This window comes from Streptomyces sp. NPDC060035, from assembly GCF_042736635.1.
Classification (GTDB): domain Bacteria; phylum Actinomycetota; class Actinomycetes; order Streptomycetales; family Streptomycetaceae; genus Streptomyces.
On the sequence record NZ_JBHWVO010000001.1, the window covers coordinates 114,073 to 137,409 of the forward strand.

The 23,337-nt window shown below is 70.4% G+C and carries 18 protein-coding genes and 2 pseudogenes; 10 read left to right on the forward strand and 10 right to left on the reverse strand.

What is annotated here, in order from left to right:
- Positions 1–447 precede the first annotated feature (447 nt).
- On the forward strand, positions 448–1,440 hold the full coding sequence (locus ACFWBQ_RS00545; RefSeq protein ID WP_385482343.1) for a LacI family DNA-binding transcriptional regulator: 993 nt from the start codon (positions 448–450) through the stop codon (positions 1,438–1,440).
- A gap of 179 nt (positions 1,441–1,619) precedes the next feature.
- A complete protein-coding gene (locus tag ACFWBQ_RS00550) occupies positions 1,620–2,924 on the forward strand; it encodes a pectate lyase (protein WP_385482345.1) in 1,305 nt (434 codons plus the stop codon).
- A gap of 73 nt (positions 2,925–2,997) precedes the next feature.
- Here the strand turns inward: ACFWBQ_RS00550 and ACFWBQ_RS00555 are convergent, their stop codons facing one another.
- A complete protein-coding gene (locus ACFWBQ_RS00555) occupies positions 2,998–4,638 on the reverse strand; it encodes an ABC-F family ATP-binding cassette domain-containing protein (protein WP_385482348.1) in 1,641 nt (546 codons plus the stop codon).
- Positions 4,638–5,111 (reverse strand): hypothetical protein, encoded by a 474-nt coding sequence (locus tag ACFWBQ_RS00560; RefSeq protein ID WP_385482350.1) that lies wholly within the window; start codon positions 5,109–5,111, stop codon positions 4,638–4,640. Before ACFWBQ_RS00560 ends, ACFWBQ_RS00555 begins: the two co-directional genes overlap by 1 nt.
- Before the next feature lie 509 nt (positions 5,112–5,620).
- Here ACFWBQ_RS00560 and ACFWBQ_RS00565 point away from each other — a divergent pair.
- On the forward strand, positions 5,621–6,067 hold the full coding sequence (locus ACFWBQ_RS00565; RefSeq protein WP_385482352.1) for a hypothetical protein: 447 nt from the start codon (positions 5,621–5,623) through the stop codon (positions 6,065–6,067).
- A gap of 706 nt (positions 6,068–6,773) precedes the next feature.
- On the opposite strand, the pseudogene ACFWBQ_RS00570 reads toward ACFWBQ_RS00565, so the two are convergent.
- A pseudogene (locus ACFWBQ_RS00570) lies at positions 6,774–7,099 on the reverse strand (oxidoreductase); the annotation flags it as partial.
- 66 nt (positions 7,100–7,165) lie between these two features.
- Here ACFWBQ_RS00570 and ACFWBQ_RS00575 point away from each other — a divergent pair.
- Entirely contained in the window at positions 7,166–8,134 is a 969-nt protein-coding gene (locus tag ACFWBQ_RS00575) for an FAD-dependent oxidoreductase (protein WP_385482354.1), read from the forward strand.
- A 13-nt stretch (positions 8,135–8,147) separates the two neighbouring features.
- Here the strand turns inward: ACFWBQ_RS00575 and ACFWBQ_RS00580 are convergent, their stop codons facing one another.
- Both ACFWBQ_RS00580 and ACFWBQ_RS00585 read right to left on the reverse strand, forming a co-directional pair.
- Complete coding sequence (locus tag ACFWBQ_RS00580; protein WP_385482357.1) at positions 8,148–9,884, reverse strand: BCCT family transporter; 1,737 nt, start codon at positions 9,882–9,884, stop codon at positions 8,148–8,150.
- A 73-nt stretch (positions 9,885–9,957) separates the two neighbouring features.
- Entirely contained in the window at positions 9,958–11,286 is a 1,329-nt protein-coding gene (locus ACFWBQ_RS00585; RefSeq protein ID WP_385482360.1) for a M14 family metallocarboxypeptidase, read from the reverse strand.
- 218 nt (positions 11,287–11,504) lie between these two features.
- On the opposite strand from ACFWBQ_RS00585, the pseudogene ACFWBQ_RS00590 reads away from it, so the two are divergent.
- Positions 11,505–12,526, forward strand: a pseudogene (locus tag ACFWBQ_RS00590) (LacI family DNA-binding transcriptional regulator).
- Here the strand turns inward: ACFWBQ_RS00590 and ACFWBQ_RS00595 are convergent.
- Both ACFWBQ_RS00595 and ACFWBQ_RS00600 read right to left on the reverse strand, forming a co-directional pair.
- Positions 12,489–13,391 carry an oxygenase MpaB family protein gene (locus ACFWBQ_RS00595; RefSeq protein ID WP_385482363.1) on the reverse strand — a complete coding sequence of 301 codons (903 nt, stop codon included), beginning with the start codon at positions 13,389–13,391 and terminating at the stop codon, positions 12,489–12,491. The pseudogene ACFWBQ_RS00590 and the gene ACFWBQ_RS00595 sit on opposite strands and share 38 nt — an antisense overlap.
- Positions 13,388–14,287: an oxygenase MpaB family protein gene (locus tag ACFWBQ_RS00600; RefSeq protein WP_385482366.1), complete on the reverse strand. Its 900-nt coding sequence runs from the start codon at positions 14,285–14,287 to the stop codon at positions 13,388–13,390. The genes ACFWBQ_RS00595 and ACFWBQ_RS00600 overlap by 4 nt, the downstream gene beginning before the upstream one ends.
- Positions 14,288–14,390: 103 nt before the next feature.
- On the opposite strand from ACFWBQ_RS00600, the gene ACFWBQ_RS00605 reads away from it, so the two are divergent.
- Genes ACFWBQ_RS00605 through ACFWBQ_RS00620 form a run of 4 tightly spaced genes read left to right on the forward strand, consistent with a single transcriptional unit; the run spans position 14,391 to position 18,910 of the window.
- Positions 14,391–15,011: a DUF6230 family protein gene (locus tag ACFWBQ_RS00605; protein ID WP_385482368.1), complete on the forward strand. Its 621-nt coding sequence runs from the start codon at positions 14,391–14,393 to the stop codon at positions 15,009–15,011.
- 13 nt (positions 15,012–15,024) lie between these two features.
- Positions 15,025–16,563: a DUF6114 domain-containing protein gene (locus ACFWBQ_RS00610; RefSeq protein WP_385482371.1), complete on the forward strand. Its 1,539-nt coding sequence runs from the start codon at positions 15,025–15,027 to the stop codon at positions 16,561–16,563.
- Positions 16,564–16,595: 32 nt separating this feature from the next.
- A complete protein-coding gene (locus tag ACFWBQ_RS00615) occupies positions 16,596–17,474 on the forward strand; it encodes an oxygenase MpaB family protein (protein WP_385482374.1) in 879 nt (292 codons plus the stop codon).
- Complete coding sequence (locus tag ACFWBQ_RS00620; RefSeq protein WP_385482376.1) at positions 17,471–18,910, forward strand: aldehyde dehydrogenase family protein; 1,440 nt, start codon at positions 17,471–17,473, stop codon at positions 18,908–18,910. Before ACFWBQ_RS00615 ends, ACFWBQ_RS00620 begins: the two co-directional genes overlap by 4 nt.
- A 31-nt stretch (positions 18,911–18,941) precedes the next feature.
- Here ACFWBQ_RS00620 and ACFWBQ_RS00625 read toward each other — a convergent pair whose 3' ends face one another.
- Positions 18,942–19,574 (reverse strand): TetR/AcrR family transcriptional regulator, encoded by a 633-nt coding sequence (locus ACFWBQ_RS00625; RefSeq protein WP_385482379.1) that lies wholly within the window; start codon positions 19,572–19,574, stop codon positions 18,942–18,944.
- 101 nt (positions 19,575–19,675) lie between these two features.
- Here ACFWBQ_RS00625 and ACFWBQ_RS00630 point away from each other — a divergent pair, with 101 nt between their 5' ends.
- Positions 19,676–20,839 carry an acyl-CoA dehydrogenase family protein gene (locus tag ACFWBQ_RS00630; protein ID WP_385482382.1) on the forward strand — a complete coding sequence of 388 codons (1,164 nt, stop codon included), beginning with the start codon at positions 19,676–19,678 and terminating at the stop codon, positions 20,837–20,839.
- 6 nt (positions 20,840–20,845) lie between these two features.
- Here the strand turns inward: ACFWBQ_RS00630 and ACFWBQ_RS00635 are convergent, their stop codons facing one another.
- Together ACFWBQ_RS00635 and ACFWBQ_RS00640 are read right to left on the reverse strand one after the other, a co-directional pair.
- Positions 20,846–21,322, reverse strand: a complete 477-nt coding sequence (locus tag ACFWBQ_RS00635) for a macro domain-containing protein (RefSeq protein ID WP_385482385.1) — start codon at positions 21,320–21,322, stop codon at positions 20,846–20,848.
- A gap of 43 nt (positions 21,323–21,365) precedes the next feature.
- Positions 21,366–23,198 (reverse strand): AMP-dependent synthetase/ligase, encoded by a 1,833-nt coding sequence (locus ACFWBQ_RS00640; RefSeq protein WP_385482388.1) that lies wholly within the window; start codon positions 23,196–23,198, stop codon positions 21,366–21,368.
- Positions 23,199–23,337: the final 139 nt, after the last annotated feature.

Sequence of the window (23,337 nt, forward strand, 5' to 3'; positions counted from 1 at the left end):
GGTTGCATTCCGAGCGATGAGCCGCACGCATCACACGCCGCACATCACACGCCGCACGCCGCACGCCGCAGGAGCGAGGTCCCCCGCCTCACCATCTCGCACACCCCCACCGAATCCCGTGGAGAGGACTACTCATGTCCGGCACGACACGCTCACCCACTCGCCCCGGTCCCGCACCGGCGAGCCGATCTGCTCTCCGCGCCGGCACCTGGGCCGCCTCCCCGGCCGGGGAGGAGTCCGATGCGGGAGTCGACAAGGTCCACCCGGCCCCCTGACGTCCACACAGATGTGCAACCGGTTGCAAAACTCTGGGAACCGCCCCCTGATCCGCGCGGGCCGGACCGCGCTGACTAGGCTGAGGAGCCTGGGGAGAAGTGTCGACCGGCACGCGGTGAGGGACAGAGCGGGCGGCGGCGCAGGGCGGGCAAGGGGAAAACAACCGTGGCCATGACCATCCGTGACGTCGCCCAGGCCGCAGGGGTTCATGTCTCGACCGTCTCCCGGGCCTTCTCGGCCTCCCACCTGGTCAAACGGGAGACGCGGGACCGGGTGCTCGCCATCGCCGCGGAACTGGGCTACCAGCCCAACGAGACCGCACGTGCCCTGACCACGGGGCGCACCCGAAATCTGGGACTGATCGTCTCCGATATCGCCAACCCCTTCTACCCGCCGCTCATCAAGGCCGCCCAGGCGTACGCCAGGGTCCGCGGCTACCAGATCTTCGTGGCCGACACCGACGAGGACGTGGCTGTCGAGGAGGAGCTGATCCAGACCCTGGCCCGCCAGGTGGACGGAGTGATCCTGGTCAGCCCTCGGCTGGCCAACGACGTCATCGGCCGGCTGGGCGGGGACCTGCCGTTCGTCCTGGTCAACCGGTCCGTGGCAGGCCTGTCCGCCGTACTGATGGACGTGGCGCACGGCGCGGCGCTCGCGGTGCAACACCTGGCCGGGCTGGGTCACGAGCATCTTGCCCTGGTCGGCGGCCCCCGCGGCTCGTGGACCAGCGCGCAGATGCGCAGGGCCGCCGGCAGGGCGGCTGCGGACGAGGGGGTCAGGCTGGACGTGCTCGGCCCCAACCGGCCGACGGAGCACGGTGGTATCGCGGCGACGCCCGCCGTCCTGGGGACGGGCGCCACCGGGGTGATCGCCTACAACGACCTGGTCGCCATCGGGCTCATCGAAGGGCTCGACGACCGGAACGTGCGGGTGCCGGGGGACATCAGTGTGATCGGGGTGGACGACACCGTGGCCGGTCGACTGAACCGCCCCCGGCTGACCACGGTCGCCATGCCCACCGCTGCGGCGGGTCGCACGGCGGTCGATCTGCTCATCCAGACCGTGGAGACGGCGGGCGGCGGTCCGGCCACAGCACAGACCACCCTGGCGACGTCCCTGGTCGTCCGGGACTCCACGGCAGCCCCGGCGCACCCTGCCGACTGATCGCCCGTACCAACTTCTTGACCGCTCGGAGTGGGTGACGTACCGTCACCGCTGTTCACATACACGAACCTGGTTCATGTACGGAACTCAATTCCGGAATCGGGAACGGCCTTCACCACCGCACCAAACCACCGACAGGTGCCTGCGGATGATGCCGCAGGCGGTGAAAGGAATACTCAGTGCGCACCAAGAATCAGCACGTCAGAAGGCGTGGCGGCCGCGCGGCCGCCTCACTCGTCGCCACCGTCTCCGTGATCGCCGCAGGCCTCACCGCACTGTTCGCGACCGGCTCGGCGACAGCCGCCCCGGCGACCGGCTCGTACACCCTGAAGAACGCGGCCAGCGGACTGTGTCTGGGCGTGCCCGGATCGAGCACCTCCGCCGGCGTGCAGCTCGCCCAGAGCGCCTGCAACGCGGCCACCAACCAGACCTGGAATCTGACCGCCTCCGGAAGCGGCTACAAGCTGGCCGCCGCGCACAGCTCCCAGTGCGCCGGGGTGAAGGATGCCTCCACCAGCGCCGGCAAGGCGGTCGAACAGCAGAGCTGCAGCAGTGCAGCGACCCAGGTCTGGACGCTGACGGCAGTCAGCGGCAACACCTACCGGGTGGTCAACAGCAACGGTGGCAAGTGCCTGAACGTGAAGGACAGTTCGACGGCGTCCGGCGCTCTGATCCAGCAGAACTCCTGCGACTCGGTGACCAGCAAGAACTGGACGTTCACCGCGTCGGGCACGACCCCCACGGACCCGCCGACCGACCCGCCCACCGACCCGCCGACCGACCCGGACTCCCCGCCGTCCTGGCCGACGGCCAACGGCAGCCAGGCCGTCTCGGCGACCATCGCGGTCTCGGGCACCTACGACGGTGGCATGAAGCGCCTGTACGGCAGTGGTGACCTGGGCAGCGGTGGCCAGGAAGAGGACCAGCCCCCGCTGATCACGCTGGCGGACGGCGCCACTCTGCAGAACGTCATCCTCGGCGCTCCGGCCGCGGACGGTGTGCACTGCGCGGGCACCTGCACCCTCAAGAACGTCTGGTGGGAGGACGTGGGCGAGGACGCGGCCACCTTCCGCGGCGGCTCCTCCTCGACGGTCCGCACGATCGACGGCGGTGGTGCGAAGCTGGCGGAGGACAAGGTCTTCCAGCACAACGGCGTCGGCACGCTGATCGTCAAGAACTTCCAGGTCGACGACTTCGGCAAGCTGGTCCGTTCCTGCGGCAACTGCTCCACACAGAACGCCCGGCACATCCAGCTCCAGAACATCTGGGCGACGGCCCCCGGCACGAGCCTGGTCGGCATCAACACCAACTACGGTGACACGGCACGGATCTCGGGCGTCACGATCTACGACGACGGCGACCGTGACATGAAGATCTGCACCAAGTACAAGGGAACGACCAGCGGCGAGCCGAGCGAGATCGGCTCGGGAGCGGATGGCACGAACTGCATCTACTCCTCGTCCGACATCAGTTACGTCGACTGAGGCGGCCCCTTCCAGGGGCGCATGACGGGCCCGCCCTTCCCGGCAGCATCCGGGAAGGGCGGGTCCCTCGCCGTCAGGCTCTCTCGACGACCTTGCCGTCGGCGACCTCGACCCGGCGGGTCGTGTGGACGGCTTCGAGCATCCGCCGGTCGTGCGTGACCAGGAGCAGCGTCCCGGTGTACGCGTCGAGCGCCGACTCCAGCTGCTCGATCGCGGGCAGGTCGAGGTGGTTGGTCGGCTCGTCCAGGACCAGCAGGTTGACGCCTCTGCCCTGAAGGAGGGCAAGGGCGGCCCGGGTGCGTTCGCCCGGGGAGAGTGTCGTGGCCGGCCGCAGCACATGGTCGGCGCGCAGGCCGAACTTGGCGAGCAGCGTACGTACCTCGGCCGGTTCCGTCTCGGGGACGGCCGCACAGAAGGCGTCCAGCAGGCTCTCCGTACCGTGGAACAGCTTGCGCGCCTGGTCGACCTCGCCCACCACGACTCCGGAACCGAGCGAGGCGTGGCCCGAGCCGAGCGGGAGCCGGCCGAGCAGCGCGGCGAGCAGCGTCGACTTGCCCGCCCCGTTGGCTCCGGTGATGGCGACCCGGTCCGCCCAGTCGATCTGCAGGGTGGCCGGACCGAAGGAGAAGTCGCCGAGGACGACGGTGGCGTCGCGGAGGGTGGCGACGACGGATCCGGAGCGGGGGGCGGAGGCGATCTCCATCCGCAGATCCCACTCCTTTCGCGGCTCGTCGACGACATCGAGACGCTCGATCATGCGCTGCGTCTGCCGGGCCTTCGCGGCCTGCTTCTCGCTGGCCTCGCTGCGGAACTTGCGGCCGATCTTGTCGTTGTCGGTGGCCTTGCGGCGGGCGTTCTTGACGCCCTTGTCCATCCAGCCACGCTGCATCTGCGCACGGCCTTCGAGCGCGGAGCGCTTGTCCGCGTACTCCTCGAACTCCTCGCGGGCGTGGGAACGAGCCCGCTCGCGCTCCTCCAGGTAGGAGGCGTAGCCGCCGCCGTAGAGGTTGATCTCCTGCTGGGCAAGATCGAGCTCGAGGACCTTGGTGACCGTACGCATCAGGAACTCGCGGTCGTGGCTGACGACGACGGTGCCCGCGCGCAGGCCGGACACGAAGCGCTCCAGCCGCTCCAGGCCGTCCAGGTCCAGGTCGTTGGTGGGCTCGTCGAGCAGGAAGACGTCGTAGCGCGACAGCAGCAGCGAGGCCAGTCCGGCGCGGGCCGCCTGGCCGCCGGAGAGCGCGGTCATCGGAAGGTCGAGACCGATTCTCAGACCGAGGTCGGCGGCCACCTCCTCCGCTCGTTCGTCGAGGTCGGCTCCGCCGAGGGCGAGCCAGCGCTCCAGGGTCTCGGAGTACGCGTCGTCCGCGCCGGGCGCGCCGTCCACGAGGGCCTGGGTCGCGGCGTCCATCGCGGACTGCGCTTCGGCGACCCCGGTGCGGCGGGCGAGGAACTCCCGCACGGACTCGCCCACGCGGCGCTCGGGCTCCTGCGGGAGGTGTCCGACAGTGGCAGTGGGCGGGGAGAGGCGCAGCTCGCCCTCCTCCGGGCGGTCGAGCCCTGCGAGCAGGCGGAGCAGCGACGATTTTCCGGCGCCGTTGGCTCCGACGAGACCGATCACGTCGCCGGGCGCGACGACGAGGTCGAGTCCGGCGAAGAGCGTGCGGTCGCCGTGCCCGGCGGCGAGTTCCTTGGCGACGAGAGTGGCAGTCATCAGGGTGCCGATCCTAACGAACCGCTCCGGGTGCGGTCCCAGGGGACGGCGGACGCGGTCCCCGTGCGACGGACGCGGTCTCGGGGGCGACGGGTGCGGGCGGTCTCTCGGCGTGCGACGGTCGCGATCAGCACGCTCCCCGTGCTGCGCGCCACGAGGAAGGACTGCCCCTTCACCACCCGTGCCTCCAGGGGATTCCGGTGCTCGCCGGCTGCGAGCACCCCCTCGAAGACCTCGTCGGTCCAAGTGCGGTACAGCAGGTCGAGGCGGTACGCGACCAGTCTCACCCGGCAGGTCGAGCTGACCTCGAGGCAGGCCGCACCGTCGGTGACGGTGAGCCCGAGCAGCCGCCGTCCGGAGGGCGGGGTACGGTCCAGCGCGTTCTCGATCCGGGCGACGAGGAGCGGGATCACCGGGGCGGTCCCGTCCACGTACGCGACCTCCGCGCCCGCCCGGCCGAACGCCTCGCGCACCGCGACGCGCTCCGCCTCGGGGACGGCCCGGCCGAAGGCACTTGAGCTGATCGCGCAGGGCCTGGAAGGCGACGACCTCGTAAACCATGCGCACCACCCGGCGCCGGCCCCGCTTGTCGGCGCGGTGCACGACCTCCGCCCAGTCCCCGCCCATGGCCTTGTGGACCGGCACCGTCTCGCCCAGCGGGTAGTACGTCGTGTTCCCCGCGTTCGCGTACCGCGCCGCCAGGGCCAGGGCCTCGATCACCGGCCGGTACGTGTGGTTGGACGAGCAGAACTCCAGCACGTCCAGCAGCCTGATCAGCCCGCGCCGGTAGTGGTTGGTGTACGACGCCTTCAGCGTCGTCTGCACCGTGCGCCGGTAGACCGGCCCGCGGGTCTTGAACTCGTGCACCAGCTCGCGCAAGCCGCCTGATCTGCAGGAACAGGAAACGTCCCTTGGAAGTCAGCAGCAGGTGATCGTCGTTTCCGACTTGTGGCGCAGTGCCGTCCATTGGGACCATCTCCGCATGTTCGAGTTGCTCCCCGGAGTCGGTCTCCGGCTCCCTGGCTCTGCCGGCACCCTCCGCTTCGGCATGGACGAGCGCACCGCCCAGTGGGCCGTCGCCACCGTCGCGGACGTTCGCGACGGTTGGGTCTGTGGCGCCCGCTGGGCCTTCAGCGCGCAGTACCGGGGCCTGACGCTCGACACATACGGTGACACCACGGACCGCCGCGGCTGGCACCAGGACACCCCTGGCCTAGCCGGCATCGGCCTCACCCGCGACCCCTTCACGCTCACTGGGCCGTCTGCCTGCCCTGTTGTCCTCCGCGGCATCAACCTCTTCGGCTACCCGACCGCCGAGGTTTCGGATGCTTTCAGTGACGGCCTACCCCCGACCCTCCGGATCAGCGGCGACGGTCTCTACCTCACCGCCGTGTCACTTCACGCGGAACCTGTACCTGCTGAGAGCTGATCCCGACGGCGAGCCGGATCGACGAGACCGAGCACACCGCCGACGTCCTCGCCCGAATCTCGACCACCTTGACACGGCTCCGCTGTACACCCGAAATGCCGCGACCGGCACCGATCCGAGCAGGGCGGTGCTGATCAGGCGCTGGCGCGGCGTGATCACGGCGGAGAGCTCCGGCTGGTCAGAGGACTGATACCACCTCATCGTCACATACAGTGACCAGGATTGACAGGGGGCAGGTGTCCACGAGGTAGCCCCGGCGAGGCCTGCCCGGGCAGTGACTGGCTCGAGCCCGAGTCCGACCGGCTCCGGACTCACCTCGATCCCGGCGTGCGGGCTGAACCGAGCATCGCAGCGCTTCCCGCGGCGGCGCGCCCGGTCCCTCGTGTTCTGGGTATGGAGAGGGGCCCCCGTGTCGTAGTCGCCAGGCTGTGCCACGAGGACTGAGCTGAAGTAGTAGCCCTGTTCTTCCTCGGGCTCATCGTCGGCTGCGAATGGGCGCCAGAAGCTCAGCAACAAGTTCTGGGCGATGAATGAACCAGCGTCGTCGGGGTCTTCCTCGATGGAGGTGTACTCACCGACGCGTCGGACGACCTCTCGGGCGGGAAGCGCAAAAACGTCGACACCCTGGAATAGCACTCGGTCTGTCTGGGTCGACGGTCTCCCCAGCTCGATGGCTTCGAGCCTGTCGCGCATGCAGTGGATGCTGACCATCAGCCCGCTGGGAGATGACGGCGGTGACCGCCCCGCATTCGAGGCTCTCGCACTCGGGCAGCCGTAGATCACATAGCGGCCGTCGGCCGGCGGAGCGTCCGCTGCGAGCAGCAGGCGCCGTACATGAGTGGCGAAGATTTCCGGCGGTACGTCGGAGGCGAGCGGCGAGACCGCGTCGAGGTCGGACAGCTGGAACAGCAGCGGTCTGCCGTCGACGATGAAGTCCATGAAGTCCCGGTGCGCCTGGTAGCCACCGTCGGCCAGGACTCCCCCGGCCCGTATCGCCGGCGCGAGGCCGAAAGTCGAGTACTGGGCTGACATGACGGGAGTATTCCCACCGGGAGCCCGGTGTGAGCACGGCTTGGGGGATTCCGTTAGCGTCCGCCCATGAGCGCGGGCGCCCGTGGCCGCGGGAGGGATGGGGTGAGCAGTGTGACGGACGTGATCGTGGTGGGTGGCGGAGTCAGCGGGCTGACCACGGCGGTGGTACTGGCGGAGCGCGGTCACCGGGTGCGGCTCTGGTCACGTGACGCGTCCTCGGCCACGACGTCGGCGGTGGCCGGTGCCCTGTGGTGGCCGTACCGGATCGAGCCGGAGGCCCTGGTCGGCGACTGGTCGCTGCAGTCACTGCGGGTGTACGAGGACCTGGCCGCCGCACCGGACGAGTCCGGCGTACGGCTGGTCCCGGGGGTGCACGGGGGTGAGCGGCTGTCGGCGCTGGGACCGTGGGCGCGCAGCCTGAAGAACGTGTCCGAGGTCGATCAGGGGCTGCGGGTGACTCTGCCCCTGATCGACATGCCGGTCCATCTGGGCTGGCTGCAGGGGCGGCTGGCCGCGGCCGGGGGCGTGACCGAGCAGCGTACGGTGCGTGGCTTCGACGAGGCCGCCGCCGAGGCCCCCGTGGTGGTCAACTGCACCGGCCTGGGCGCCCGCGGCCTGGTCCCGGATCCGGGGATGCGGCCGGTGCGGGGCCAGCTGGTGGTGGTGGAGAATCCGGGGATCTACGAGTGGTTCACCCTGGCGGATCCGGCTTCGAGCGCGACGACGTACTTCTTCCCCCAGCCGGGCGGGCTGCTGCTGGGAGGGACCGCCGAGACGGACGACTGGCGCACGGAGCCCGACCCCCGCACGGCCGAGGAGATCGTGGCACGCTGCGCGCGGGTGCGGCCGGAGATCGCCGGGGCCCGGATCACGGGACACCGGGTCGGGCATCGGCCGGCCCGTGACGGCGGGGTACGGATCGAGGCCGAAGCGCAGCCCGGAGGCGGCCTGCTGGTGCACAACTACGGGCACGGCGGCGCCGGGGTGACGGTGGCCTGGGGCTGCGCACGGGCTGCGGCCCAGCTGGTGGGCTGAGCCGCAGCGCCGGTCAGTCGGACGGGCCGGGCTTGTGCCGTTTGTCGGTGATGACCTCGCTACCGGGACCGATCCTGATCTCGAAGTCTCCGTCGTACTTGGCGTGGCCCTCGATCACCGCGGACTCGACGGCCTCCACGCCGAACTCGTGGCGGACGATCATCGGGTCCTGCCGCAGGTCCCTCATCAGGGACACGCACATGCCGATCATCACGATCGTGAAGGGCGCGGCCACCAGGATGGTCAGGTTCTGGAGGCCCGCCAGGGCGTCACCCTTGCCGTTGCCGATGAGCAGCATGACCGCGGCCACGGCACCGGTGACGACGCCCCAGAAGATCACGACCCACTTGGCCGGTTCGCGCACTCCCTTCTGGGAGAGCGTGCCCATCACGATCGAGGCCGCGTCCGCACCGGAGACGAAGAAGATGCCGACCAGGACCATCACCAGGATGCTCATCACCGTGGCGATCGGGAACTGCTGGAGGACGCCGAAGAGCTGTGCCTCCGGGGTCTCCCCGACGTTCTTGAGCTGCCCGGCTTCCTCCAGCCTGATCGCCGAACCGCCGAAGACGGCGAACCAGACCAGGCTGACCGTGCTCGGCACCAGGATGACGCCGCCGACGAACTGCCGGATCGTCCGGCCCCGGCTGATCCTGGCGATGAACATCCCGACGAAGGGCGTCCACGAGATCCACCACGCCCAGTAGAAGACGGTCCAGCTCGCGAGCCAGTCGGCCACTTCTCCTTCGCCGGTCGCCTCGGTACGCCCGGCGAGCTGGGCGAGATCACCGAAGTACGCGGCGAGGGACGTGGGCAGCAGATCCAGCACGATGATGGTGGGACCGGCGATGAAGACGAACACCACGAGGATCAGAGCGAGCACCATATTGATGTTGGACAGCCACTGGATGCCCCTCTCGACGCCGGACACGGCTGAGGCGACGAAGGCGGCCGTCAGGACGGCGATGATCGCCACGAGAAGACCCGTGCCGGTCGTCTCCATCCAGTTGAGCTCCTGAAAACCGCTGCCGATCTGGAGGGTTCCGAGCCCGAGTGAGGCCGCCGAGCCGAACAGGGTCGCGAAGATGGCGAGAATGTCGATGAACCGACCCCTGCCGCCATGGGCGTGCCGGGCTCCGATGAGCGGCTCGAACACCGCACTGATCGTCTGCCGCCTGCGCCGTCGGTAGGTGCTGTACGCGATGGCGAGACCGACCACCGCGTAGATCGCCCAGGGATGCAGTGTCCAGTGGAAAAGGGTCGTGGCCATCGCCGTCTGCATCGCTTCGGCGGCGTCGGCGGGACGCGTGCCGGGAGGCGGATTGACGAAGTGGGCCAGCGGCTCGCTCACTCCGTAGAACATCAGGCCGATTCCCATACCCGCGCTGAACATCATCGCGACCCAGGAGACCGTTCGGAATTCGGGCTTCTCGCCCTCCTGGCCGAGCGAGATCTTCCCGTAACGGCTGATCGCGAGCCACAGGGCGAAGACGACGAAGCCCGACGCGGCCAGCATGAAGGCCCAACCACCGTTGTGGATCAGCCCGTTGAGCAGCTTGCTGGAGACATCCTCCAGCGAGTCGGTGGCCGTGGAGCCCCAGACCACGAAGGCTACGGTGAGCACCGCCGTGACACCGAAGACCACCCTGTCGGTCGTGGGGCGCCGGCCGTGGTCCGGCTCAGCGGGCAGGTCGGCCGTGACCGGCAGGTACTCCCCCCGCCCATCCGTTCTCTGCTCGTCGTGTGACACAAATGGCACCTTTCACGCAGTGCGAAATTTCGCTCTCCGTAGGCAGTACCACACGCAGCGTGCATCCCAGGGATCAACAAGCCGTATCGGCTTGACCCTTTACGAGGTGATATGTCGCCCGCTCGTCCAGCAGGAGCGGGATCAGTTTGCGGGCCGGCTGCCGCAGCGGTACGTATACTCCGTCACCGTCGCGGCGGGAAGCCACACCGTGCAGCGCCAGTTCGTCCCCGACATCCGCGTACTGGGCCGCGTCGAGTCGGTAGCCGCAGGGCGGATCCTGGAGGGTCTCCCCCGGTTCGGCCGGATCGTTGTCGGCGCCGCCGAGAATAACGGGACCGCGGTCGGCGAGCCCCGCCAGGCGGGCCGCGGCGGTGACCGCGGCGATACGGCCGTGGCGATCCCCGACGAAGGAGAACAGACCGCCGAGTGCCGCCTGCTGGGAGGCGACCCTGCGCCGCTTGTTCAGTGCCTGATCGGACCGCTCGGCCTCGGTGAGCGCGTCGGTCCGCGACTCGATGAGCAGGCCGACCGCGTGCTTGATGCCCGCGGTGTTGCGCAGGATCCGCTCCTGGCCGTCGCCCGCGGTCTGCTTGACCGGTTCTCCCGTGACAGGGTCGGTCCAGATCCCGTAGAGGCCGCTGCTGTAGCCGGCTGCCGCCGCGGCGGGCCTGACGTAGTGGTCGGCCAGGCTCCGTGCGGCGTCGTGCACTCCGTCCTCCGTGTTGAGATTGCGCGGCCACAGCACGAAGAGGTCCTTGTCGTAATACGGCGGGGTGGCACCGTACTCGTGCAAGTCATAGATGACATCGGGTCGTTGGTCACGGATGACCCGTGCGACAGCGCGGCCCTCTGCCGTCCGCAGGGCGATGTGGTCACGATTGACGTCCACGCCGTCGGAGTTGCCACGGGTGTCTGCCGCACGTCCGTCGGGATTTGCGTCGGGCAGCACCAGTACACGCGCTCGGGACAGGAGTCGTCGGGTCGCCCGGTCCTCGGCGAGGGCGAGATCCCGGACGGCCGACAGACAGGCCTCACGGCCGGCCGGTTCGTCGCCGTGCTGACTGCAGATCAGCAGTACGGTGCCGGCCGCCGGGCTGCGGGTGCCGATGTGGACGAGCCGGAGAGGGCGCCCCTGGTTCGTCGTGCCGATCCGTTCGACGAGGACGCGGTCGCTCGCCCGGTCGACCTCGGCAAGGAAGGACCGCTCCTCCGCCTGCCCGGTCCACCGCTCTCCCCTGCTGGTCTCGAATCCGGTGCGGGGCACGAGGTGCGATGCCTCGGCCGGCCCGGTGGCGAACGGCACGGCCAGCGCGGCTGCCGCCACGATCACGCCCAGATCGCGCCGCAGCACGCGGCGGCGGAGGGAACGGTGACGGAGTGAACGGGTGAGTCGGAGCACCATGAACGACTGCCTCCCGGGTCCGGCCGGGCTGGGCCACAGCGGTCCCGCCCCGCCCACGTGTCGGCGTGTGCGGAAGGTACCCCGGTCAACTCCTGTGCAACAGGGGGCGATCACCTGTCCGGCCGAAACAGCGGGGCGGTCAGGGTGGCCGCGTTCGTGTTCAACCCGCCGGTCGCCGGTCGTTCCCCGCCGGCGCACGCGTGTACGAGGAGCTTCCCTTGCCCGATCCGGCCCGCGGTCCTCGGGGTGACGTCCGGTCCACCCTGGAGGCCGTGGCGGCCCGCGCCGGCGTGTCCCGGGCGACGGCGTCCCGTGTCGTCAACGGCGGCGCCGGGGTGCGGCAGCCCCTGGTGGAGCACGTACACACGGCGGTCGACGAACTCGGCCACATCCCCAACCGCGCCGCGCGCACGCTGGTCACCCGGCGTAACGGCGCGGTCGCCGTGATCATCGACGAACCCGAGTTCCGCATCTTCTCCGACCCGTTCTTCTCGCGCCAGATCCGCGGAATCAGCCGCGAACCGAATGCGCACGACGCTCAGCTGGTGCTGCTCCTGGTGGAGGGCAGCGGTGACGTCGACCGGGTCACCCGCTATCCGGCCGGTGGCCATGTGGACGGCGCGCTTGCCTTCTCACTGCACACCGACGACGAACTGCCGGCGATCATCCGGCGGTTCAGGGTTCCGACGGTCTACGGCGGCCGCCCGAGCGCCCCTCGGCAACAACGGATGCCACCGCGCCGCCCGTGCCGTACGTCGACTGCGACAACCGGGGCGGCGCCCGTGAGGCGGTACGTCATCCGGTCTCGCTCGGCCGACGACGGATCGCCCGCATCGCCGGACCGCGCGACCCGACGTCTGCGCTCGACCGGATCGACGGCTATCACGATGTGCTGCCCGACGCCGATCCGGCCCTGGTGGTGGACAGCGACTTCACCACCGGGGGCGGTGGGCGGGCGATGGAGGAGCTGCTGACGTCATGTCCGGATGATGGCTTCGGGGCCCTGCGGGTGCTCCGCGAGCGGGGGATCCGGGTGCCGCAGGACGTGGCACCGGTCGGCTTCGACGACATGGAGGCGGTGGCGGAGACCACCGAACCGCCTCCGACGACGGCCCGTCAGGACATCGAAGGAATGGGGCGGTTGATCGTCCGGCTGATGGAACGGCTGAACAGCGATACGGGCGAGTGGCCCGAGTCCGTGATCACTCCGACCGAACTGGTCCGTCGCGCCTCGGCGTGAACCCCCGGACCTTCTGCTCCGCGTGCCAGGCGGCACGCGCGGTCCGGGCGCGCGGCAGATAGCGCAGCCGCTCGGGAAGCACGGGCACCACCAGCCGGACCACGGTGCACAGCCGCCGAAGGCGCCGCTCCTGGGCCGGGGTCCAGTCGAGCCCGATCGCCTCGCGGGCGTCCGGGGGCATCAGCCCCACGGTGATGAAGCTGCGGAACCGGGCGAGCGGCGGGAGCAGGACCGGCCATACCGCTGCCACCAGCAGCCTCACGGCCCGCGGCCCTCTGCCGGGTGGCGGTACGGCGCTGTCGGCGGCGACCAGTTCCCGTACGACGGCGGTGGCCTCTATCTCGTCGGCCAGCATCGTGCGGTAGTACGGCCAGAACTCTTCGATCGTCTGCGGCATGTCCCGGTCGTGAATGCCGAGTATCCGGCCGACCTGGAGCCACTCGCGGTACAGGGCCCGTTCCTGCGCCTCGGTGAGGGGGCGGACCAGGTAGCGCGCCGCGTGCCGGTACACGGGGAAGCCGGTGGCGTGCACCCACGCGTAGTTCGCGGGCGCGAGCGCATGATAGCGGCGGCCGCGGGTGTCGGTGCCCTGGATGGTGCGGTGCAGCTTCCTGAGCCTGCGACCCTCCTCGGCGGCCGCCTCTCCCCCGTACACCCAGAGCTGGAGCGAGCGCAGGGACCGCTCGCCGCGTCCCCACGGGTCCGTACGGAAGACCGAGTGCTCGTCGACGCCCGCGCCCACGGCCGGGTGGGCGACCTGGAGGGTGAGGGCCGCAGGCAGCATCAGCAGCCCGCGGATGTCACCGGCGAGGCTCCACAGGACGCCGCCCGGCGGGGGCGGGACAGGCTCTCCTGCGCTGGTCATGCGGGGGCTCCCAGGGGTCGGCGGGTGCGCGGATCGGTGCCCGGGCCGTGTGTGTTCCAGTATGCGATCGCGAGCGCGCCGGCGAGCCGGAGGGGCGGCGGGACCAGTCGCAGGAGCACCCGCACCAGGCGGGCGAACCGGCGCAGGGAGCGTTCCTGGCGGGGGCTCCAGTCCAGGCCGAGGCGTTCGCGGAGCACCGGGGGCAGGGTGCCGACGGTGACCAGCAGGGCATAGTGCGCGGCCTTGGCTCCCACCGGGCGCCAGAGGGCTCCGGGGAGCCATCGGACCGGCGGCTTCTGCGGGCTGCGCAGTTCGTTCAGGACATCCAGGACCGACTGGTTGAGCTCCAGCCGCTCGCCGACCATCTCGTCGTAGTACGCGCAGAAGGCTTCCCAGTCGGGCGGCAGGTGGTGGTCCCCCAGCCCCCAGATCCGACCGACGTCGCGCATGCCGCGGTAGTACACCTCGGTCTCCTCGGCGCTGAACCCCTTGCCGAAGATCCGGTGCCCGTCGTACGCGCCGCGGACCAGGGTGGCGTGGACCCAGTGATAGGCCTCCGGGTTGAGCGCGTGGTAGCGGCGGCCCTGGTTGTCGGTGCCCTTCATCGGCTTGTGGACGCGCCGGAGGCGCGCGCCCTCGGCCGTCGCCGCGGCCTGTCCCCCGTAGATCACGGTGTGGAGCGACGACACGGTGCGCCAGAGCCGCTGCCACGGCTCGGCGCGGAAGTCGGAGTGGTCCTCGACGCCCGCACCCACGACGGGGTGGGCGACCTGGAGCAGCAGCAACTGGGGGGCGATCAGCAGGTTGCGGAGGTCTCCGAAGTAGCGCCATGCGGCGCTGCCCCGGAGCGGTGCCGTGGCGGCGGAGGGTGGCTCGGCACCCGTGTGCATGTCCATGCGGGGTCCCTTCCTCGAATCTGTGTCAGCAGTGTTGACGCGCCTCGTGAAACAAGTCAATAGTATTTGTAACTTTGACTCTCAGGATGAGAGGGAACGTCAAATGACTGATGCAGTAGCCGAGTTGAGCCCTGAAGGCCGCACGCACTGGAAGAGATCAGCGGTGATGTTCGTCCCCTCAGTGATCGCTGTGGGCGCAGTGGTCATCGCACTGGCGCAAGGGGCGATGGCCGCGTCGTTCGCGGTGTCCGGGAAGAACTTCAAGGTGTCGGCCGAGGAGATCAACGGTTCGGGGATCGCGAGCTTCCCCTCCTCCATCGGCAGCAAGGACGGCACCGGGCACGCGGTGCTGCTGGCCGGGATCAAGAACGGATCGGCCAAGGGCGTCTGTGTCTCCATGAAGCAGAAGCTGCCGCTGGTGGGGGAGATCTCGCTGCTCGTCCGCTCCGGCAACGGCAAACCGATCAAGGGCGAGAACCTGGTGGTGAACGCGGACGCGCTGACCAGCTCCGGTGGCCGGATCACGGGTGTCCAGGCGGGCCGTGACGCGTCGACGCTCGACGCGGCGCCCGGTGTCAGCGGGCCCGCCGGGATCTTCGGCGTCCAGGCCGACACCGCGCTGGCACGGGATGTGAAGAGCACCGCCTGGGCCACCAACGGCGGATCGCTGACGCTCGACAAGATCGAGGTCGAGCTCAGCGACGACGGCACCGAGTGCTTCTGAGGGGGCGGGAACTGTGATCGCTCTGGTGCTCGGCTTCGGCGCCGAGCTGATGAAGGAGACCGGCAGCCGGCTGGACCGGGTGCTGCCGGCCCCGGGGCTGCGACGGCCCCTGCGTGCCTGGCGCAGGCGGCGGCCGTTCTGGGCCGGGGTGTGGACGGTGCTCGGCGGCCTGGAGATGATCTTCCTGCCGCTGGCTCCGCTGCCGCTGATGCTGAAGGTGGGCATCGGGGCGATGTCGGCGATCGGGGTGGGGCTCGTGCTGATCGCGGGCGGCCTGTTCTTCGTCTTCGTACCCGTCCAGCGGCTGTTCGTGTCCGTGGTGACGGCGATCGCCTCGCTGGTCTCCCTGGCGACGACGAACCTGGGCGGGTTCGGGATCGGTGTGGGGCTCGGCCTGCTGGGCTCCTCCATGGCGTTCGGCTGGATGCCGGACAGGACCGCACCGTCGGCACCGGACAGGGCCCTACCGAAATCCCCGGACCGCACCGCACCGGTGACCCGGGACGTTCCGGACCCAAAAGCAGGTGAGAGCCGCGCCCCGCACCCGTCCCCGGCAGCCCCTGCGGCCGGGGAGGGGCCGGCTCTCCGCACACGTACGGCACACCGGGTGCCGCGCCTCGTGGCGCTCCCCCTGTGCCTTGCCCTGACCGGGGCGCTCGTCGCGGCGGCACCCGGACAGGGGAACGCCGCGACGGCGTGCCAGGACCCGGGAGGCGTCACCCTGCCCTGGCCGTTCGACGGGCTGACGCCGCCCTGGGACGAGGACGAGTGCGCTCCTGAGCCCACCCCGGCTCCCGGGACCACCGCAGCCCCCACCCCGGGCCTCTCGGGGTCCGCGAGCACGAGCCCCACACCTTCCCCGTCCGCGTCCGGAGAGCCCGAACCGTCCGCAAGCGCGTCGGCTCCGTCCGAACCCTCCGAGCCCCCAGGCGAGCAGGTCACGCTTCCCTGCCTGACCGGGGTGGACACCGGTGGCCTGGACAATCCGCCGCCCGGGGGCGACCCGCCCTCGCGCGAGACCGCGAAGCCCGGTCCCATAAAGAACCCCGACGATCTCACCGCCCTGACGCCGCCCCTCGCGATCGGGGACCGGCCCGGCCCCGGCCGCGCCACCTATCCCGTCGGTCCGCACCCTCCCGAGGTGGGGGCGACCCGGCTCGACGCGTACGACGCGATCATCCACGGCACCACGTACCTGCCGACGGTGGGAGGCGGCAGGGTCAAGGTGCTCTGGATCCACGCCGAACGACTGGTCGCGAAGGACTACCGCTTCCGGGTCGAGGGCCCCGACGGCACTCCGTCCACCATCGATGTGCAGCTCGACATCCGCAACGTCGACGTCTACGCGACGGTGCTGACGGCGTCCATCCGGATCCCCGTCATCGGTGTGGACACCCCGCGCATCTGCATCGGCGCGGACATCATCCCGGCGAATCTTCCCGTCTCGGTCCGACTGCCCCGGCTCACCGCGAAGTCCGTCGAGGCGGGCCAGGTCCTCGTCGATGCCGGTGACGTCCGCTTCACGGGCCTCACCGCGGGCCCCCGCACCTGAACCGGCTTCATCCACAGAGGAGGTTGCACACCATGGGCCGCTACAGCCGACTGCGCGAGATCCGCCGGATGGATCCCGCCCGCGACTGCGCCGAGATACTCCGGCTGATGTCGCAGTACGAATTCCCGTGGGACTACCGGCAGGGCATCAGCGTCGCCTTCCTGCGCGACTACGGCGTCCCGAGGATCTCCGTACTGCTCGACCGCACCCAGGAGTTCGAGCGCAATGGCCAGAAACGCTACGACGACACCGTCCTGTTCGGATACGAGATGGCGGCCGACGGCTTCGAGTCCGAGCGCGCCCGGGCGGCCGCCCGGCATCTCAACCGCATTCACGGCAAGTACCACATCCCGAACGAGGACTACCTCTATGTGCTGGCCACGACCGTCGTCGGCCCCAAACGCTGGATCGACCGCTTCGGGTGGCGGCCCCTGTGTGCGCAGGAGGCGGGGGCACTGACGGAGGTGGGGCGGCGCATGGCCGTCATGATGGGCATCGAGGGCGCTCCCGACACCTACGAAGGATTCGAGAGGCTGCTCGACTCCTACGAGGACCGGATGTTCGCGTACGACCCGGCGAACCGCCGGGTCGCCAACGCCACCTTCCGGGTCATGGCTGCCTGGTACCCGGCCCCGCTGCGCCCCCTGGTGGCCAGACTCTCGCTCGCCCTGCTGGACGAGCCGCTGCTGCGGGCCCTCGGTTTCCCGGCCCAGCCCCGGTGGGTACGGACGACGGCAACGCGGCTGGTGCGCGCCCGGTCGCACGGAGTACGGCTGCTGCCCGCCCGGCCGCGCTGGCTTCCTTCCCGGCCCCGGCCGCGCAGCTACCCCTTCGGATACCAGCTCGACGACCTCGGTCCGCACTGGGCACAGAGCCGCCCGCTGGAACCCCTGCCCATGGAGAAGACATGACGACCCCGACGGACCGTCCCGTCCACGGCATCGACGACATCCGCGCCGCGGTGACACGGGCAAGGAGCGCCGGCAGGAGCTGGGCCGCGCTCGGCCCCCTGAAGCGGCGCGCGGCGCTGCTGCGCTGGAAGCGCGCACTGGCCCGGCGCACCGATGAGTTCGCCGAGCTGATCGCCTCCGAGACCGGCAAGCCGGTGCACGATGCCCGCGCCGAGGTGCTATTGACTGTGGTCCACCTGGACTGGGCGGCACGCAATGCCCGCCGGGTGCTGGGCCGACGCCGGGTGCCGTCCGGTCTGCTGTCGGTCCATCAGCGGGCGCTGCTCGCCTACCGCCCGCTCGGGGTGATCGGGGTGATCGGGCCGTGGAACTATCCGCTCTACACGCCGATGGGTTCGATCGGCTACGCCCTCGCGGCGGGTAACGCCGTGGTTTTCAAGCCGTCCGAACTCACGCCCGGAGTGGGGGTTCTGCTGGCCCGGAGCTTCGGGGAGGCCGTCCCGGACCACGGGGACCTGTTGCAGACGGTCACCGGCCCGGCTTCCACCGGCGCCGCCCTGGCCGGCGCGGACGGCCCGGCCGGTGTGGACAAGGTCGCCTTCACGGGATCACCCGGCACCGCGCGCAAGGTCGCGGCGGCCTGCGCGGCCACGCTCACGCCGCTGCTCGCCGAGTGCGGGGGCAAGGACGCGGTACTGGTCGCGGCGGACGCCGATCTGGACGCGGCGGCCGACGCGATCGTGTGGGGCGCGATGAGCAACGCCGGCCAGACCTGCGCGGGCGTGGAGCGGGTGTACGCGGTGGCGTCGGTGCACGAAGCCTTGTGCTCACGCATCGTCACCCGGGCCCGGGCGCTGGCGCCCGGCGACGCCTACGGGCCGCTCACCCTGCCCTCCCAGCTCGATGTGGTGGGGCGCCATGTGAAACAGGCCCTGATGGACGGGGGCCGTGCCGTGCTCGGCGGCCCCGATGCGCCGGCCACGCGGACTGTGGGACCGGTGGTGCTGACCGGCGTACCCGAGGATTCCCCGGCCGTGACGGAGGAGACTTTCGGCCCGGTCGTCGTGGTGAATCCGGTGCGCGACATGGACGAGGCCGTCGAGCGGGCCAACGCGTCGGCGTACTCGCTGGGCGCCGCCGTCTTCACCCGCTCCCGGGCGGCCGGGCTCCAGGTGGCCGAACGCCTCGACTCCGGTGCGGTGTCGGTCAATTCGGTGCTCGGCTTCGCCGCGATCGCCTCACTTCCGTTCGGCGGTGCGGGCGAGTCGGGGTACGGACGGATCCATGGCGAGGAAGGGCTGCGAGCCTTCGCGGCGCCGCACTCGGTCACCGTACGACGGTTCGCACCGGCGGTGGATCTGACGTCGTTCGCGACGCCCCGGGCGAAGGCCGCCCGGGCGGTCGAGCTCGGCAGGAAACTGCACGCCCGGTTCTGATCCGAACGCGGTCACCCGGCGCTGAGCGCGGTCACCCGGTGCTGAGCAGCGGTACCAGGTACCGGCGGGCGAAGGCACCCACCTGCTCGTCGTCGTCGAGCTCGAAGCAGCTCACCGGATTGAGGAGGAAGGAGACAGTGATCCGCACCATGAGTTCGGCGACCGGTGTCGGGTCCGTCTCCGGCCGCCCCTCCGCGCGCTGGGCATGGCGAAGCCGGTCGGCCAGATACCCGCGCATCGCGAGGAAGGCGGGGCCGCTCTCCAGGGTGAGGAAGGGGAGCATGATCTCCGGCTCCAGTTTCAACAGCCCGCCCACCAAGGGGTGTTCGCGGATGTGCTGGAGGACGGCGACGAAACCGGCGACGAGCCGGTCCTCCATGGTGGGCAGTGCGGCCACGGCGTCGTCGACGTCCATGACGAAGCGGCGGTACTCACGCAGCAGGCAGGCCGACACCAGGCTGTCCTTGTTGCCGATCCTCCGGTACACCGTCACCCGCGAGACCTTGGCCCGCTTGGCCACGTCGTCGACGGTCGAGCGGCGCAGCCCGAAAGTCATGAACTGCTCGCGTGCCGCGTCGAGGATCTGCTCGCTCAGCGCATCCGACGGCGGCGTCTCGATCAGCGCGCGGGCCAGCAGTGCCTCGTTCGTGCTCCGTGCCGACATGAGCCCTCCCCGTTCCACCGTGACCACTCAACCATAGCGACAAACGGAACACAGATACCTGTTCCGTCACTTTGTAACTTTCCCCTTTCAGGAGGCACCCCGTGTCCATCGACCATGCCCTCCCCCGCTCGCTCTCCGCCGAACAGCGGGCGTTCGTCGCGGCCCTACGCGATTTCGCCCGGCGCGAGTGCGGTACGCGCGAGCAGCGCGACGCCCTGACCGCCGAGTCGGGCGGACCGCACGCCCCGTCGCTCTACGCCCGGCTGGCCGGGCTCGGCTGGCTCGGTGTGTGCCTGCCGGAGGCGTACGGGGGCGCAGGCGGCGGGATGACCGACGCCTGCCTCTTCCTGCGGGAGACGGCACGGGGGCTCGTACCGGCCGGCGGGTTCATCACCTCGGTGATCACGGCCAAGGCGTACGAACGGTTCGGCAGCGAGGAGCAGCGCAAGGCGGCGCTCGGGGGCGTGGTGGCCGGGCAGGTCCTCTCCATCGCGATGTCGGAGCCGGAGGCCGGATCCGACGTGGCGGCGCTGCGGTGCAGGGCCGAACGGACCCCGGAGGGCGGCTGGCTGGTCAACGGCCACAAGACGTGGATCTCCAACGCCCACCTGGCCGAGCACATCCTGCTGGTGGCCCGCACGCACAGCGGCGGGGCGAAGCACGAGGGGCTGACCATGTTCCATGTCCCCGCCCGCACACCCGGGATCGGGATCCGGCCCATCGAGACGATGGGCGGACGCGAGGTCAACGATGTCTACTTCACCGACGTCCTGCTGCCGGCCGACGCGGTGGTCGGCAGCGTCGACGGCGCCTGGACCCAGCTGATGGCGGGACTCAACGCGGAACGCCTCTTCCTCGCCGCGAACATGCTGGGGCTGGCGGAGCGGGTGTTCGACGACACCGTCGCGTATGTGCGGGGCCGCGAGCAGTTCGGCCGCCCTGTCGGCTCCTTCCAGGCGCTGCGGCACCGGCTGGCCGACCTCGCGACTGAGATCGAGTGCGCGCGGCTGCTCGTCTTCGACGTGGCGTCGGCCTGCGACGCCGAGCCGGAGCGGCTGTTCCCGCGCGAGGCGTCCATGGCGAAGCTCAAGGCGACCGAGACGGCGAAGCTCGCGGCGCTGGAGGGCATGCAGATGATGGGTGGCTACGGCTACGCGACCGAGTACGGCATGGAGCGCCATCTCCGGGCGGCGGTCGTGTCGACGGTGTACGGCGGGACCAGCGAGATCCAGAGGGACATCATCGGCCGGAGCTACGGGCTGTAGATCCGGCTATCCGTGGTCGTACACCGTGACGGCGATCCCGCGGTCCGCCAGCCGCCCGGCTATCAGGTGTTCGACCCTGGACCATGTGCCGCCGGCCAGTCCGCAGCCGATGCGCGGCATATGGACCGACGCCCCCCACTCCGCGGCCCGGGCGGCGACCTTCTCCAGCCCCGCGTCGATCGCCTCGTAACGCACCGGCACACCCTTGCTGCCGGTGCGTATCCCCCGCTGCCCCACCAGATTCGCCACCCAGGTGTACGGACCCACCTGGACGAACTGCACGGCGCCCAGACCGAAATCGTTGCCTGCGCGCTCGCGGTGCCAGCGGCGGTACGCGGCTTCCGGCTCGGGCCAGCGGCGGGAGAGGGCCAGCACGAAGCCCTTGCCCCAGCCGCCCAGGTCGTTGCAGCAGTGCACGATGAGCTTGACGCCCTTGCCCTGAGGCGTGGTGGCGTCTCCCTGCACATAGGTGATCCCTGACATGCCCTCACCGTACGGGCCACCACTGACAATCCACCCGGGGCGCTCAGCTCCCGCCCTCCTCGTACAGTGCGTCGAGCACCTCGCCGTACTGCTCGCGGATCACCCGGCGGCGCAGCTTCAGCGAGGGGGTCAGCTCGCCGGTCTCCGGGCCCCACTCCTGCGACAGCAGCCGGTAGCGCTTGATCTGTTCGGTGCGGTTCAGCCGGGCGTTGGCCGCTTCGACGGCCCGGGCGATCTCCTCGCGTACGGCGGGGTGGCCGGCCAGCGTGGCCGGACTCCCGTCGATGCCGCGAGCCGCCGCCCAGGCCGGAGCCAGCTCCGGGTCGAGGACGAGCAGGGCCACCAGGTAGGAGCGTCCGTCGCCGTGGACGAGTGCCTGTCCGATCAGCGGGTGTTCCTTGAGCGTGTTCTCGACGAGTGCCGGGGAGACGTTCTTGCCCGTCGAGGTGATGATCATTTCTTTCTTGCGGTCGGTGAGCCACAGATAGCCGTCGCCGTCGATCCGCCCGATGTCCCCGGTCGGGAAGAATCCATCGGCGTCCAGCGCCCCGTCCACCGTGCCGTCGGCGCGCAGATAGCCCGCGAACACGGTCCCGCCCCGGACCAGGATCTCGCCGTCCTCCGCGATCCGGAGCTCCAGCCCCTCCAGCGGCCGGCCCACCGATCCGAGCCGGAACGCCGACGGGCTGTTGGTGGTGAACACACCGACGGTCTCGGTGAGCCCCCAGGCGTCCATGACGACGATGCCGAAGCCCGCCCAGAAGCGGACCACGTCGAGCGGCATCGGGGCGGAGGCACTGGCCGTCCAGACCAGCCGGTCGAAGCCCGCGAGGGCGAGGATCGGGTCCAGCACCTCTGCCTTGGCCCGCCGGTACGCGGCCTCCAGCACGGCGGGCGGCTCCTCGCCCCGCTCCCGGTACGACACGTGTTCCCGCGCCGTCACAGCCGCGGCTTCGATCACCGCCTGCTGTGGTGCCGGCAGTCCGGCCAGGGCGGCCCGTACGGTTGCGGCGAGCTTCTCCCACACCCTCGGCACACCGAAGAACTGAGCCGGACGGAGCGCGCCCGCGGTGGCCGCGACCGCCGCCGTGTCCGCGCACAGATGGACGTGCGAGGCCCGGAAGACCGGCAGATAGATGCCGAGCATCCGCTCCGCGATGTGGGCGAACGGCAGGTAGCAGATGTGCTCGACATGGTCGGGGAGGTCCACCACCCGGTCCAGGGCCAGTGCGTTGACCACGACGCTGCGATGCGTGATCGGGACGGCCTTCGGGTCACCGGTGGTGCCCGAGGTGTAGACGACCGTCAGAGGATCGTCCGCGCGGGATTCCCGCCAGGCCTTGTCGAAGGCATCGGCCCTGTGCAGCCGCGCTCCGGTGGCGTGAACAAGGGCGTAGGCCGGGTGGGGTCCGGCCTCGTCCGGATCCACGACGACCAGCTTCTCCAGCGGTGCCGTGGCGTCCGCCAGCAGGGGCTCCCAGCGCTCCCGTTCCCGTGCGCCCTCGATGACCGCGAACCGCGCCCGGCTGTGCCGGGCGATGTGCGCGATCTGCCCGGGAGCAGCGGTGCCGTACACCGTCACGGGGACGGCTCCGAGGTGGGTGAGGGCCAGATCGCTCAGCCAGTGTTCGGGCCGGTTGCCCATCATCATGAGGACCTGCTCGCCGCGCTCCACTCCGAGGGCGGCGTAACCGGCGGCGAGCACCGCGGTCTCCCGGCGCACTTCCTGCCAGGTGAGGGTCGTCCATTCGACATCGTCGCCCGCGGCCCGCCAGGACAGGGCGGGAAGCCCGCCGTGGTCCTCGGCATTGCGCAGGAGCAGGGCCGGGAGGGTGAGTTGATCGGGTTCGGTGGGAAGTCGCAGGATCGTGGTCACGGCCGCCTCCTGTCGCCATCGGCCGGACCGACCGGTCCGTACCGGGGGGTGGGACTGTGCTTCGATGGTGCCGGACACTTTCACAACAGTGGTGAGACAGCAATACTGTTGCACCTGATTGGTGCGCAGGCACCGCAGT

What these genes read in the sequence shown, in the direction of transcription:
- ACFWBQ_RS00585 (WP_385482360.1), bottom strand. Translation starts at nt 11,286, where the DNA reads ATGGTGCTCCGACTCACCCGTTCACTCCGTCACCGTTCCCTCCGCCGC.
- ACFWBQ_RS00625 (WP_385482379.1), bottom strand. Translation starts at nt 19,574, where the DNA reads ATGTCGGCACGGAGCACGAACGAGGCACTGCTGGCCCGCGCGCTGATC.
- ACFWBQ_RS00635 (WP_385482385.1), bottom strand. Translation starts at nt 21,322, where the DNA reads ATGTCAGGGATCACCTATGTGCAGGGAGACGCCACCACGCCTCAGGGC.
- ACFWBQ_RS00605 (WP_385482368.1), top strand. Translation starts at nt 14,391, where the DNA reads ATGACTGATGCAGTAGCCGAGTTGAGCCCTGAAGGCCGCACGCACTGG.
- ACFWBQ_RS00545 (WP_385482343.1), top strand. Translation starts at nt 448, where the DNA reads ATGACCATCCGTGACGTCGCCCAGGCCGCAGGGGTTCATGTCTCGACC.
- ACFWBQ_RS00565 (WP_385482352.1), top strand. Translation starts at nt 5,621, where the DNA reads ATGTTCGAGTTGCTCCCCGGAGTCGGTCTCCGGCTCCCTGGCTCTGCC.
- ACFWBQ_RS00555 (WP_385482348.1), bottom strand. Translation starts at nt 4,638, where the DNA reads ATGACTGCCACTCTCGTCGCCAAGGAACTCGCCGCCGGGCACGGCGAC.
- ACFWBQ_RS00620 (WP_385482376.1), top strand. Translation starts at nt 17,471, where the DNA reads ATGACGACCCCGACGGACCGTCCCGTCCACGGCATCGACGACATCCGC.
- ACFWBQ_RS00615 (WP_385482374.1), top strand. Translation starts at nt 16,596, where the DNA reads ATGGGCCGCTACAGCCGACTGCGCGAGATCCGCCGGATGGATCCCGCC.
- ACFWBQ_RS00595 (WP_385482363.1), bottom strand. Translation starts at nt 13,391, where the DNA reads ATGACCAGCGCAGGAGAGCCTGTCCCGCCCCCGCCGGGCGGCGTCCTG.
- ACFWBQ_RS00600 (WP_385482366.1), bottom strand. Translation starts at nt 14,287, where the DNA reads ATGGACATGCACACGGGTGCCGAGCCACCCTCCGCCGCCACGGCACCG.
- ACFWBQ_RS00575 (WP_385482354.1), top strand. Translation starts at nt 7,166, where the DNA reads ATGAGCGCGGGCGCCCGTGGCCGCGGGAGGGATGGGGTGAGCAGTGTG.